Consider the following 12,772-nt stretch of genomic DNA (forward strand, 5'->3'; position numbering starts at 1 on the left):
GGGCTTGGGCGCGTCCACCTTCTTGGGCGGCGGCGGGAGCTGCTCCTTGCGCGGCAGCAGCTTGGAGTCGCGCGGCTTGCCCAGGCGCACCAGCGTGGCGCGGATGGGCTTGGTGTCCAGGTCCACCTTGGGCGCGGCGGTGTAGCGCGCGTACGCGACCGCCGCCACCAGCACCAGGATGTGGCCCACGACGGACACCACCACGAAGCGCGACAGCCGCGTGGAGCGCGTGACGAGCAGGCTGTGGCTGACCGCGGAGGACGTCATGGGCTAGCGCTTCGCTTCCTTCGACTTGCCTTTGCCAGTCTTGGACGTCCGACCCCCGGTCGACGGGTCCGTAATCATGCCCACGTTGCCAATGCCCGCGCGCTGCGCCGCGGCCATGACCTCCACCACCACCCCGTAAGGCACGTCCCGGTCCGCGTGGAGATAGACTTCCTTGTCGGCCTGCGCCTTGGCGTTGGCGGCCAGCTTCTGCTCCAGCTCCTCCAGCGCCACCTCCGCGTCACCGATGTAGACCTTGCGCCCCGCGTCGATGGAGAGGACCAGCTTCTTCTCCGTGGCCTCCACCGGCGCGGCCTTGGTCTCCGGCAGGTTCACCTTCACGCCCTGCTGGATGAGGGGCGCCGTCACCATGAAGATGATGAGCAGCACCAACATCACGTCCACCATGGGCGTGACGTTGATTTCGCTCATCGTGGTGCGGCCACCGCCGCGGTTGCCTCCGCCCATTCCCATGGTGGCCCCCGGCTACCGGAAGAAGTGACGCTTGATGATGTTGAGGAAGTCCGCGGAGAAGTTCGACATCTCCGTGTCGAACACCTTGATGCGGCTGACGAACGAGTTGTAGGCGACCACCGCCGGAATCGCCGCGAACAGGCCCGCGGCGGTGGCGAAGAGCGCGTTGCCCACCGGCGCGGCCACCGTGGCCAGCGTCGCGTTGCCTTGCTCGGCAATCTGGTTGAACGCGCTCAGGATGCCGATGACGGTGCCGAACAGGCCCACGAAGGGCGAAGCCGCGCCCACGGTGCCCAGGAAGGACACCCGGTTCTCCAGCTCGGTGATTTGCGCCGTGGAGGCCCGGTGGAGCGCGCGCTCCACGTTCTCGATGCCGCCCAGCCGCTCGGCCAGCGCGCCTTCGGTGCCGCCCTCCTTGGCTTGCGCCAGCTTGGTCAGCTCCTCGTAGCCAGCGCAGAAGACCTTCGACAGCGGCGAGCCGTCCAGCTTCTGGGCCGTCTGGTAGATGGCCTCCAGGCGCGAGGCCTTCCAGAAGGTGTCGAGGAAGGTGAGAGACTGTGCGCGAGCCTTGGCGAGCTGGGACGCCTTCATGGCGATGAGGGCCCAGGAGGCCACGGACACCCCCATGAGGAGCAGGAGGACTGCCAGCTCGATGAGGGAGGCGTCGCGGATGATCTCCACGTAGTTCATGGCGCCGAGCGCCAGGGGCAGGTGGGGCGTCATGGGGAGCAGCGCGTAACACTCCGATAAGACAGGGTCAAACAATGGGGAAACGGTTGGTTGCTTGAGCTGGATTGCCCATGGCGGTGAATAATTCCCGCCACCGCCCGTCGGACGAAGCTGAAACGGGCCGAACACCTCACCACCCCACCGACAGGTGCCCCATGAACTCCCGGTTGCTGGTCGCATTCCTCTGCTTGTTTGCGATCCTCCCAGGCTGTGTCGTCCATGATGAGCCGTGCTGCGATGTGCCCCGCTACGAGGGGGATGTGACGTTCCGCTGGAGCTTCGGCGGGCTGCGCTGCGACGATGACCGCGCCGTCCGGGGCGTCAACGTCGTCATCCCCGGCGAGCTGCTGGCCAACGACGGCCGCTACGACTGCCAGGCGAACGGCTTCGACGGCATCGTCCTCCACCGCTTCGCGCCGGGGACCTACTCGTTCCGCCTGGAGGGCGTCGGCTACGCCAACGAGCTGCTGTATGAGACGCAGGGGACCTTCACCGTGGACGGCAACGTGACGGTGAACGTGGACCTGACCCCGGTGGGCCTGCCGCCGTCCTTCGCCTACCTGAGCTGGCTCTTCCCGGCGAACAGCTACAGCCCCAGCCCCAACTGCAACCAGGCGGGGATTACCCACGTCGAGGCGAGCGTGGATGGCGGTGACTGGGAGCGCTTCGAGTGCTGGGAGGGGCACGCCGCCAACCAGGTCCGCACGCCGTACCTGGACCCGGGCTACCACGGGCTGGAGTTCGTCGCCATCGATAGGAACGGGCTGCCCTGGTACTACTTCGGGGGCGACATCCTCACCCAGGCGGGGCAGCCGACCTCCCACACGGCCTCGATGTGGGCCATTGGCGGGGCCTCCGTGCGCTGGGAGCTGCGCTCGCGGCACGGATATCAGCTGACCTGCTACGAGGCGGGCCTGCAGCGGGTGGGCATCAACTTCCGCGACCTCTACACGGGCGACCTGGTGTACGGCGACGTCGGCGACTGGCACGACTGCGTCGACGGCCCGAACGAGAGCTCGGTGGTGGTGTACCAGTTCCTGCGGCCCGGCCGGTACGTGGTGGAGATGTACGCCAGCGCTCACGACGGCCGCGAGTACTTCTCGCCGGAGAACTCGCCCGTCATCGACGTGGTCGCCCACGAGTTCCCGGGCCCGAACTCCGCGCTGCCGGTGTACCTCATCGAGGACTGAGCGCGGCAGGATGGCGGGGAAGTGAGCGGAGGGCCGGGATGATGCATCCCGGCCCTTCGTGCGTTCAGCGGGCGCTGGCATCAAACGTGATAGGGACACGCTCCATGCGGCAAGGCAGCCACAGTCCCATTGGTGTCTTCGATTCGGGCGTCGGAGGGCTCACCGTCCTCAAGGCCCTCATGTCCCGGCTCCCCCACGAGAGCACGGTGTACCTGGGGGACACCGCGCGGGTGCCCTACGGCACCAAGTCCGGCGAGGTGGTGACGCGCTACTCGCTGAAGAACGCGGAGTTCCTCCTGGAGCGCGGCATCAAGCTGCTGGTGGTGGCGTGCAACACCGCCTCGGCCGTGGCGCTGCCCGCGCTGGAGGCGGCGCTGCCGGTGCCGGTGGTGGGCGTCATCCTTCCGGGCGCGCGGGCGGCGCTGGCGCGCACGCAGGGCGGCGGGGTGGGTATCATCGGCACACCCGGCACCATCCGCTCGGGCGCCTACCAGCGCGCGCTCGAGTCCGCGGACCCCCGGGTGCGGGCGAAGGCCCGCGCCTGTCCGCTCTTCGTGCCGCTGGCGGAGGAGGGGTGGACCACGGGCGACGTGCCCCTGCTGGTGGCGCGCGACTACCTGGCCGAGTTCACCCGCGACGGCGTGGACACCCTGGTGCTGGGCTGCACGCACTACCCGCTGCTCAAGGGCGTCATCGCGGAGGTGGTGGGGCCTCGGGTGGCGCTGGTGGACTCGGCGGAGGCCACCGCGGACGCCGTGGCCGCGCTGCTGTCGGAGCGCGGCGGACTGGCGCCGGCGTCGCGAGGCACGCCCGAGCACGCGTACTACGTCACCGACGTGCCGGAGCGCTTCATGGAGGTGGGAGCCCGTTTCCTGGGCCGGCCCATCACCGCGGCGGAGCAGGTGGACCTGACCTTCTGACGGGGCCTACGGCCGCGTGGAGGCGGGCTTCTCCTGCGCGGTGGCCTGGGTCAGCAGCTCCTTGGCCGCCTGGACCACCGGGGCCTCCTCGCCATCCTCGGCGACCACCAGCGCGCGCGCCGCCTCGGCGCCGATGTCGTCCTGGCGCGGCAGCAGGCCCGTGGCCCAGGTGATGAGGCGCTCGGCGGCGGGGAAGAAGTGGATCATCGTCAGCGGCTTGTTCATCCAGCCTACGGTGATGCAGTAGTACTTGTTGTACGGCTTGGTGTGGTGGATGCGGTGGTGGTCGGGGGGCAGGATGAGGTGCACGCGCTGGAGGAAGCCCACGAACGCGGGCGGCGAGTCCAGGTGCGACCACTTGTGGAACTGATTGGTCGCCATCACCCAGAAAATCATCGCGCCGAGGAAGGACGCGCAGAACACCCAGCCCGGTCCGCTCATGGGCATGCACAGGGCCATGATGGCCACCGGCAGGGAGATGAGGCAGTTGTTGCCGTTGGTCTCCACGAAGTCGTGGCGGGTGATGGCCTTCTCGTCCACGTGGTGCTCGCGGAAGGGCCGGATGAGCGCCTTGCCCAAGAGCGGCATCTCCGTGGAGCCCCACGTGTCGCCCATCCAGTGGACGAAGCCGGAGACGAAGTCCGCGGCGAGGTAGCCCAGCAGCACCGCGCTGAGCAGCAGCCACGTGCCCGCATAGGGGTTGCCCCACAGGCGGTACACCAGCGCCACCTCCAGGGAGATGAAGGAGACGATGGCCGCGATCTCCATCGCGCGGATGGCGGGCGAGTACCCCTGCGCCAGCACCTGGGCGTCTTGCTGACGCACCTTCTTTTCAATCGCTTGGGTCTTCATCCGGGCGTCCTGGCCGTTGATGGGGGCATGGGGAACCCCGTCCGTCCGCCTGTACGTATCCCAGCCGCTTTCAGCTTTTCAACGGAACTGCCGGGCAATCGCCGTGGCCTGCACGGTTGGTGGGCCAGGGAGCCAGGCGTGCACGAAGGACGCGAGCAGGTCACGCTTACCTTGTGTCGTGCGGATGCGGCTGGTACGGTCCGCGACCTCGGCGATGACGAAAACCTTCGAAAAAGCCGTCACCGGCTTCAATCACAACATCAAGCACAAGGGGAAGGTCTACCACGTCCAGACCGAGGACTCGGGCGTCAACAACCCCCACATCATCACCCACCTGTTCGTGGGCGGGAACATTCTCGCGTCGAAGAAGACGTCCTACGCGGACATCCTCAACGCGGAGAACCTCGCGGAGGTCGTGCGTGAGTTGATGGAGGAGCAGCACAAGGAGATGCTGCGCAACCTCATCAACGGGGTGTACGACAGCTACGAGTCCATCGCCCGCAGCTACCAGCCCGGTCAGCTCGCGGCGGACACGGACCCGGCGCAGGTGAAGATGCAGCCCGGCCAGTCCATGGCGCAGCGGCCGCCTCCGCCTCCGCCTCCCGTGGCGGTTCCCGCGCCCATCGTGGTGCCTCCGGAGGTCGCCGCGGCGCGCGCCCTCAAGGAGAAGCCGAAGATCAACGAGATTGGCGTGGAGACGCTCTTCGGCGAGGACCTCATCTCGGAGAAGAGCCTCGACGAGGTCATCCTCAGCTACCTGGCGGGCGAGGGCGAGCAGTAGCCCGGGCGTGCTAGGCTGGCGGCCTCCCGCCCGCCGCCATGATTCAGTTCTTCCACGTATACAAGGCGTATCCCGGCGACCCCCCGGTGTTGTCGGACATCAACCTCAACGTGGAGAAGGGCGAGTTCGTGTTCCTCACGGGCCCTTCGGGCGCGGGGAAGACGACGCTGCTGAAGCTCGTCTTCTGCGCGGAGAAGGCCACCAAGGGGCAGATTCTCGTGGGCGGCCGCAACATCGCCCGCATCCGTGAGTCCGCGGTGCCGTACCTGCGGCGCAACATCGGGGTGGTGTTCCAGGACTTCAAGCTGCTGCCGCACCGGACGGTGGAGGACAACGTGTCCTTCACGCTGGACGTGCTGGGCGTGCCCCGCGCGGAGGCGCGCGAGAAGGTGCGGCGCATGCTCAAGCTGGTGGGGCTGGAGCATAAGGCGGGCTCGTACCCCCTGCGCCTGTCGGGTGGAGAGCAGCAGCGCGTCGTCATCGCGCGAGCGCTCGTCAATGACCCCACCATCCTCCTGGCGGACGAGCCCACCGGCAACCTGGACCCGGCGCTCACCGTCGAAATCATGGACCTGCTCACGCAGGTCAACGTGCGCGGCACCACGGTGATGGTGGCCACGCACGACGCGACGCTGCTGTCGCGCTACCAGAAGCGCACCGTGCGCCTGGAGCGCGGGCAGATTGTGTCCGACGAGGACGGCGTCAAGGCGGCGCGCCGGATGGTGGTATGAGCGCGCTGTCGAAGGTGACGTACTTCTGCCGCTCGGCGGCGGTGGGGCTGAAGCACTCGCCCTTCGTGCACTTCATCGCGGTGACGACCATCGCCATCGCCCTGTTCTCCGCGGGCATGGCCCGGGGCGCGGCGCGGGTGCTGGACAACCTCCTGGCGTCGCTCGGCGGCGAGGTGGAGGTGACGGTGTACCTGGCGCCCGAGCTGGACGCGGACGAGGTCCACGGGGTGCGCTCCCTCGTGCTGGCGCTCAGCGGCGGCGAGGTGACTCTGGTGTCGCCGGACGCCGCGCTGTCGCGGCTGCGCTCGGAGCTGGGGGATTTGGGCGAGGCGCTGGCGGAGCTGCCGGAGAACCCGCTGCCGGTGTCGCTGGAGCTGCGCGTGCCGCCGGAGCGGCGCAACCCGGACGCGCTCCTGGCGCTGGCGAAGACGCTGCGAGCGGCGCCCGGCGTGGCGGGCGTGGACTATGGCGAGGCGGCGGTGCAGCGACTGTCCGCCATTGCCCGGGCGCTGCGCTTCGGCTCGCTGGTGGCCTTCGCGGTGGTGCTGGGCGCCACCGTGGTCATCGTGGCGGCGACGCTGCAACTGGCCATCTATTCGCGGCGCGGCGAGATTGAAATCCAGAAGCTGGTGGGCGCCACGGACCGCTTCGTCAAGGCGCCCTTCCTGCTGGAGGGCCTGCTCCAGGGCGTGCTGGGCGCGGCGGTGGCGCTCTTCGGGCTGTGGGCCTTCGGCCGGGTGCTGGGGCCGACGCTGGGCGCGCTCTTCGCCTTCCTGTTGGGGCCCGGTGTCGCGGCGCCGTGGGTGGAGCCGCGGCTGGTGCTGGAGCTGCTGTGCGCTGGCTGCGGCCTGGGACTGGGCGGCAGCTTCGTCGCCGTGGGGCGCTTCCTCCGCGTATGAGCTGGCGCCTCCTGCTGGCACTGGGGCTGTGGGCCTCGACGGCCGTGGCGGCGGCTCCGGCGACGGCGGCCGAGGAGGCCGAACAGGCCGCGGTGCGTGAGCGGCTGAGCGCGCAGCGCGCGACGCTGGCCCTGGTGGAGGCGAAGAAGCTCTCCGTGCTGGAGGGCGTGGAGCTGATGCAGGAGATGGCCTCCTTCTCCCGCCGGCGCGTGCGCTCGCTGGAAGGCGACCTGGCGGTGTTCCGCCGGCGCGTGCTGCTGGCCGAGCGCGAGCAGGCCGTGCTGGCCGAGGCGCTGACGTTGCAACTGCGCCGGCTGTCTCCGCGCCTGCGCACGCTGTACCGCCTCATGCGCCGCCGCCCGCTGGAGGTGCTGCTGTCGGCCGAGGACTTCGCCGCGCTGGTGTGGCGGGCCCGGGCGCTGGAGGCCAGCATGTCCGGCGACCTGGAGCTGCTGCGCACCGTGCAGCGCGTGGCGCGCTTGCAGCGTCAGGCGACGCGCGAGCTGGAGCGGCTCCAGGCGTCGCTCGCCGCGCGGATGGCCTTCCTCCAGGAGCAGGAGCGGCTGGCCCGCTTGCAGCAGGAAGGGCTGGAGGAGGTGGTGGGCACGCTCGCGGGCGAGGCGGAGCTGGCCCGGCGCGCGGTGCGCGAGCTGGAGCAGGCCGACGCGGAGCTGACGCGCATGGTGCTGGACCTGAAGGAGCTGCCCGCGACGAGCGGCTTCGGCGCGTTGCGCGGCAAGCTCCCCCGGCCCGTGTCGGGCCTCGTGGAGGTGGGCTTCGGCAAGGTCGTCAACCCGCGCTTCAACACCGTCACCGTCCAGAAGGGCCTGGACATCCGCGCCGCCGCGGGCTCACCGGTGCGGGCCGTGGCCGAGGGCACCGTCGCCTACGCCGGCGCCCTGCGCGGCTACGGCAACCTGCTCATCCTGGACCACGGCGACGGCTACCACACCCTCATGGCCCACCTGGCCTCCATCACCCCCGAACTGGGCGGCAGGGTGCTCCCCGGGGACGTGGTGGGCGAGGTGGGCGACACCGGCTCCCTCAAGGGCGCCTACCTGTACTTCGAGGTGCGCAAGGGCGGGCAGGCGGTCGACCCCTCCCCGTGGCTGGCACCCAGTCCCTAACGCGTTGCGGCAAACTCGCGGGGGCGTTGTTATCGTCGTGAAATCCTTCTGCGAGGAGCAGGCGAGCGCATGGACCTGATGGGCGGAATGCAAAAGGCGCTGCGGCACATGCTGGTGGCGCGGGGTGTCGAGTCCACGTCGGTGCAGGTCGGCAGTCAGACGGTGCACCACTACGCGTTGGAGGGCCAGGGCAAGGGGCCGCCGGTGGTGCTGGTGCACGGCTTGGGCGGCTCGGCCAACGGCTTTGGACGCACGCTCTTCGGGATGGCGAAGCGCTTCTCCCGCGTGTACGCCCCGGACCTGCCGGGACACGGCTTCTCCGTGGAGTACTGCGGCGGAGAGGTGTGTGTGCGCAACCAGTTCGAGGTGCTGCGCACCTACGTGGAAGAGGTGGTGAAGGCGCCGGCCTTCGTGGTGGGCAACTCGCTGGGGGGCGCCATGGCGGTGAACCTGGCGGCGGACTACCCCCAATGGGTCCGCGCGCTGGCGCTGGTGGCCCCCGCGGGCGCGCAGCTGCCGGAGGCGGAGAACACCGCGCTGCTCAACTCGTTCGTCGTGAAGTCCCCCGCGGAGGCGCGTGCCTTCACGCGGCGCCTGTTCCACCGGCCGCCCCTGCCCGCGCTGCTGTTCGCCTACGAGCTGCGGCACTTCTACGACACACCCACGGTGCGGGCGCTGACCGCGGAGGCGCTGGCCACGCGCGCCTGCCTGGAGCCGGAGCAGGTCCGCAACCTGGCCATGCCGCTGCTGTTCCTGTGGGGCGGCAGTGAGCGGCTGCTGCCGTCGGAGACGCTGAACTGGTACCGCGCCCACCTGCCCGCCCATGCGCAGTTGCGCGTGGTGGATGGCTTCGGGCACGTGCCGCAGCTGGAGCGCCCGGACGAGCTGGTGTCGCACCTGGTGCGCTTCGCCGACTCGGCGGAGCTGTGAGGGCCGGGTAGACTGGTACGAGCCTTCCGGGGCCGCCCCGGGAAAGGACGTACCGACGTGACGGGTTCCTCCCAGCCATGGCGCGCGGCGCTGACCGCCTTCTTCCTCCTGAGCGCTCCGTGGGCGCAGGCCGCGGAGCCGCCCAGGAAGGATGCGGGCCGCGCGGAGCAGGCCGAGCGCGACGCCGCCACGTACCGGCAGCTGGAGGTGTTCGCGCGGGTGCTCTCCTACGTGGAGAACAACTACGTGGAGTCGCCGGACCGTCAGCGGCTCATGTACGGCGCCATCCAGGGCATGCTGGAGACGTTGGACCCGCACACGGTGTTCCTGCCGCCCGACGTGTTCCGGGAGATGAAAATCGACACCTCGGGCGAGTGGGGCGGCCTGGGCATCGAAATCGCGCGCAAGGGCGAGCGAATCGTCGTGGTGGCGCCCATCGACGACACCCCGGCGGCGCGCGCGGGCATCAAGGCCGGCGATGAGCTGGTCGGCATCGACGGTGAGCGGACCGAGGGCATGGACGTGGCGCGCGCGCTGCGGAAGATGCGCGGCCCCGCCGGCGGGCGCGTGCTGCTGACCATCATGCGCGAGGGCTTCAGCGCGCCGCGCGAAATCGCCATCATCCGGGACCACATCCGCATCGTGTCCGTGGAGGGCGCGCTGCATGGCGGCCTCGCCCACGTGAAGGTGAAGAACTTCCAGGACCGCACCGACCTGGACCTCCGCAAGGAGCTGGAGCGGCTGCGCGCGCTCAACGGCGGCAAGGAGCTGCGCGGGCTGGTGCTGGACCTGCGCAATAACCCGGGCGGGCTGCTGGACCAGGCGGTGGCGGTGAGTGACAGGTTCCTGCCGGGCAACCTGCCCATCGTCTCCACGCGGGGGCGGGACGGCCGGAGCGCCACCGTGGAGCGCAGCAAGGACCGCGACACGGAGAAGGACTACCCCGTCGTGGTGCTGGTCAACGCGGGCAGCGCCTCCGCGTCCGAAATCGTGGCGGGCGCGCTCCAGGACCATGGCCGCGCGAGCATCCTGGGCACGCCCACCTTCGGCAAGGGCAGCGTCCAGACAGTCATCGAACTGGAGGACGGCTCCGGGCTGAAGCTGACGATTGCCCGCTACTACACGCCCAAGGGCCGCAGCATCCAGGAGCGCGGCATCACCCCGGACTTCCTCGTCCCCGACGCGCCGGGAGGCAAGGTGCCGCGCGACGTGGTCCGGGAGAAGGACCTGCGGCGCCACTTCCGCGCCGAGCCGACGGCCGCGGCCGAGCCCGCAGCGCAAGCACCCCGAGGCCTGCCGGAGAACCTCAAGCCCTGGGACGTCACCGCGAAGCTGGAGGACTATCCCTTGAGAGTCGCCCTGGACTATCTCCATGGCATGGCATCCGCTCCCGCGCGCGCTCCGGTCCGGGCAGCGGGTCGCTGAGGACTCCTTCTCACTTGCATTTCGCCGCGCAGTCCGTTTGATGCGCAACGAGCCAAAGGTGAACGAGTGATGCGACCTTCGAATGTGCGAGCGGTTCACGCCGCGTTGAGTGGATGGCTGGTGGGACTGCTGGCCGTGGGACCCGCGGCGGCGCAGGCGCCGGTGTCCTCGCGGCTGGTGCCCCGGGCCTTGAGCGCGGCGACGGCGGATGCGCCGGCCGACGCGGCGACGGTCACCGTGGTGGCCATTGCGCTGGACGCGGCGGCCCGTGGCGACGCGGCCCGGCTGGCGCGCGAGGCGGAAGTGGCGGTGACGCGCTCGGGGCGGCTGAAGCTGGTGCGCCTGGCGGACGCGCTGGACGCGGACGGGCAGCGCGAGCGCCAGGCCCGTGAGGCGGAGGCCGCCGCGGCGATGAAGGCGGGCCAGCGCGCCTACGACGAGCTCGACACGGAGAAGGCGCTCGAGCACTTCGACAAGGCGGTGCGCGGCTACGAGGGCGCCGACCTCTCCCAGCGCTTCACCGAGCTGAGCCGCGCGCGGGTGCTGAAGGCCGCGTCGCAGGTGGCCAACGGTGAGAACACCGCCGCGCAGCTGGAGATTCGCACCGCGCTGGCGCTGAACCCGGAGGCGCGCTTCTCGCCCAACTTCTTCCCGCCGGAGGAGATGACCTTCGTGGAGAAGGAGCGCAAGGCGGTGCTCACCGGCGCCAAGGCGAGCCTGCGCGTGAGCACCGAGCAGGTGCCGGCCCAGGTGTTCGTGGACGGCCAGTTCCGGGGCATCTCGCCGGTGGAGGTCGCCGACCTCACGGCCGCCGACCACTACGTGACGGTGGTGGCGCCGGGCTACGCGCTGACGCAGCGCCGGGAGCGCGAAGGCGAGGTCAACCTGACGCTGTCCCCCGTGGCGGCGCAGAAGGGCCTGCAGACGTTCACCGAGCAGGCGGCGCGCAAGCCGGAGAGCCCGGAGCGCGACGCGGCCCTGCGGGAATTGGGGACGCTCGCGGGCGTGTCCCAGGTGCTGGCGCTGCTGGTGCGCGGCGGCGCTGGGACGGCGCCGTTGGAGGTGACGGGCCTGCGCCTGGACGTGTCGGATGGCCACAACCAGGCCTACGCGCTGGGGACGGTGCCGCGCGGGGAGGGCCTGGTGGACGGTTCACAGGCGCTGCTGGCGAAGCTGGTGTCGGCGGATGCGTCGCGCCAGGGCGGCAAGCCGATGACGCACTTCGCGGGGGGCATCAGCACCACGCGCCGCACCGTGGGCTACGTGCTGATGGCCACAGGCGTGGCGCTGCTGGCCGGCGGCGTCTACTTCGGCATGGAGGCCTCCGCGAAGGCGGATGACTTCAAGCGCGCGGCGCAGAACAGCAACCGCGCCCAGGACATCAAGAGCACGGGCAAGTCGTACGCGCTGGTGGCCGACCTCGGCATCCTCCTGGGCCTCGCGTCGGCGGGCGCGGGCGGCTACCTGGCCTTCGCGAAGGGCGGCAGCGGCGGCTCCAAGTCGCCGTCCCGGGCACCCCGCGCCACGCCGGTGCCGGAGCCCGCCGCGGCGAAGGAGGCGTTGCCCATGCCTCCACCTCCCGCGCAGGCGGTGCCCGCCTCCACGCAGACGCAGTCCGACACGCGCGCGCAGGACGACGAGGCGCGGAAGCGTGAGGAGGAGCTGCGCAAGCGCCGTGAAGAGGTGGAGCGCCAGCGCCAGGAGCTGGAGGAGCGGCGCAAGCAGGAAGAGGCCGCGGCGCAGCGCGAGGAAGAAGAGCGGCGGCGGCAGGAGGAGCGGCGGCGAGAGGAAGAGAAGAAGAAGCGGCCCGCACTCGATGAAGACGATCTCCGGAACTACTAGCCATGCGCCGTCCCTTGCGAAACCTCGTTGCTTTCATGGCCCTGGGCACCGGGCTGTCCGCGTGCAGCCTCCTCGTCGACTTCGACGAGGAAGGGCAGCCCTGCGATGAGCTCTACCAGTGCCTGGAGGGCTACACCTGCGTCGACAACGCGTGCGTCTCCGACGACGCCGCGCCGTCCGACGGGGGCGCCGATTCGGGCACCGACGGCGGTCTTGGCACCGATTCGGGAACCGACGGCGGCCTTGGCTCCGATGCGGGCTCCGACGATGCCGGCTCCGGCGACGCCCCCGACGCGGGGAGCTCCCCTCCGCCGGGAAGCACCATGACGGGGTCCATCGAGGAGCCAGGGCCCATCCTGGAGCCCGCGCCCATCCTGGTGCCGTAGTTTCCGACCGGCTGACCGCGTCTTCGCAGGTTCGAAGCTCGGAGCGTAGAAGCAGGGCGGCCCCACGTGCGCCGCCCGTTCCGTGTCGCCCCGGCCACGCCGCGGCCCGGAGGACACGCCTGCTCTATCGGCATGGCGTGGCTGGAGTCCCTCCTCCGAGGTGATTTCCGACGGGCCCGTCCCGCTCCGCCCGCCGCCCCGTGGCTGGCATCATCCGTGCTC

At 70.4% G+C, this 12,772-nt stretch carries 13 protein-coding genes and 1 pseudogene; 10 read left to right on the forward strand and 4 right to left on the reverse strand.

What is annotated here, in order from left to right; genetic code table 11:
• From G4D87_RS22135 to G4D87_RS22145, 3 genes and pseudogenes are all read right to left on the reverse strand, one after another.
• Positions 1 to 267, reverse strand: a pseudogene (locus G4D87_RS22135) (energy transducer TonB); the annotation flags it as partial.
• A gap of 3 nt (positions 268 to 270) precedes the next feature.
• Positions 271 to 738, reverse strand: coding sequence for a protein TolR (gene tolR / locus G4D87_RS22140; RefSeq protein WP_163784097.1), 468 nt, complete (start codon positions 736 to 738; stop codon positions 271 to 273).
• A 12-nt stretch (positions 739 to 750) separates the two neighbouring features.
• A complete protein-coding gene (locus G4D87_RS22145) occupies positions 751 to 1,461 on the reverse strand; it encodes a MotA/TolQ/ExbB proton channel family protein (protein ID WP_011555704.1) in 711 nt (236 codons plus the stop codon).
• Between the two features lie 245 nt (positions 1,462 to 1,706).
• On the opposite strand from G4D87_RS22145, the gene G4D87_RS22150 reads away from it, so the two are divergent.
• Positions 1,707 to 2,657 carry a hypothetical protein gene (locus tag G4D87_RS22150; protein WP_240358493.1) on the forward strand — a complete coding sequence of 317 codons (951 nt, stop codon included), beginning with the start codon at positions 1,707 to 1,709 and terminating at the stop codon, positions 2,655 to 2,657.
• Positions 2,658 to 2,761: 104 nt separating this feature from the next.
• The gene (gene murI / locus G4D87_RS22155; protein WP_163784101.1) at positions 2,762 to 3,577 is read left to right on the forward strand and encodes a glutamate racemase; all 816 of its coding nucleotides are present in this window, start codon (positions 2,762 to 2,764) and stop codon (positions 3,575 to 3,577) included.
• Positions 3,578 to 3,583: 6 nt separating this feature from the next.
• On the opposite strand, the gene carF is transcribed toward murI, so the two are convergent.
• Entirely contained in the window at positions 3,584 to 4,429 is an 846-nt protein-coding gene (gene carF, locus G4D87_RS22160; RefSeq protein WP_163784103.1) for a plasmanylethanolamine desaturase, read from the reverse strand.
• 214 nt (positions 4,430 to 4,643) lie between these two features.
• Between carF and G4D87_RS22165 the strand changes: the two genes are divergently transcribed.
• From G4D87_RS22165 to G4D87_RS22200, 8 genes are all read left to right on the forward strand, one after another.
• Positions 4,644 to 5,210 (forward strand): RomY N-terminal domain-containing regulatory protein, encoded by a 567-nt coding sequence (locus G4D87_RS22165; protein ID WP_163784105.1) that lies wholly within the window; start codon positions 4,644 to 4,646, stop codon positions 5,208 to 5,210.
• Between the two features lie 38 nt (positions 5,211 to 5,248).
• A complete protein-coding gene (gene ftsE / locus G4D87_RS22170; protein WP_163784107.1) occupies positions 5,249 to 5,941 on the forward strand; it encodes a cell division ATP-binding protein FtsE in 693 nt (230 codons plus the stop codon).
• Positions 5,938 to 6,840, forward strand: coding sequence for a cell division protein FtsX (locus G4D87_RS22175; RefSeq protein WP_163784109.1), 903 nt, complete (start codon positions 5,938 to 5,940; stop codon positions 6,838 to 6,840). The genes ftsE and G4D87_RS22175 overlap by 4 nt, the downstream gene beginning before the upstream one ends.
• Positions 6,774 to 7,967: a murein hydrolase activator EnvC family protein gene (locus tag G4D87_RS22180; RefSeq protein WP_163784110.1), complete on the forward strand. Its 1,194-nt coding sequence runs from the start codon at positions 6,774 to 6,776 to the stop codon at positions 7,965 to 7,967. The genes G4D87_RS22175 and G4D87_RS22180 overlap by 67 nt, the downstream gene beginning before the upstream one ends.
• A gap of 69 nt (positions 7,968 to 8,036) precedes the next feature.
• Positions 8,037 to 8,897 carry an alpha/beta fold hydrolase gene (locus G4D87_RS22185; RefSeq protein WP_163784113.1) on the forward strand — a complete coding sequence of 287 codons (861 nt, stop codon included), beginning with the start codon at positions 8,037 to 8,039 and terminating at the stop codon, positions 8,895 to 8,897.
• A gap of 57 nt (positions 8,898 to 8,954) precedes the next feature.
• Positions 8,955 to 10,322, forward strand: coding sequence for a S41 family peptidase (locus G4D87_RS22190; RefSeq protein WP_163784115.1), 1,368 nt, complete (start codon positions 8,955 to 8,957; stop codon positions 10,320 to 10,322).
• A gap of 69 nt (positions 10,323 to 10,391) precedes the next feature.
• Entirely contained in the window at positions 10,392 to 12,164 is a 1,773-nt protein-coding gene (locus G4D87_RS22195) for a PEGA domain-containing protein (RefSeq protein WP_163784116.1), read from the forward strand.
• Positions 12,165 to 12,199: 35 nt separating this feature from the next.
• Complete coding sequence (locus G4D87_RS22200) at positions 12,200 to 12,550, forward strand: hypothetical protein (RefSeq protein WP_240358494.1); 351 nt, start codon at positions 12,200 to 12,202, stop codon at positions 12,548 to 12,550.
• The last annotated feature ends 222 nt before the right edge of the window (positions 12,551 to 12,772 follow it).

It is taken from the genome of Myxococcus vastator (assembly GCF_010894475.1).
Classification (GTDB): Bacteria; Myxococcota; Myxococcia; order Myxococcales; family Myxococcaceae; genus Myxococcus; species Myxococcus vastator.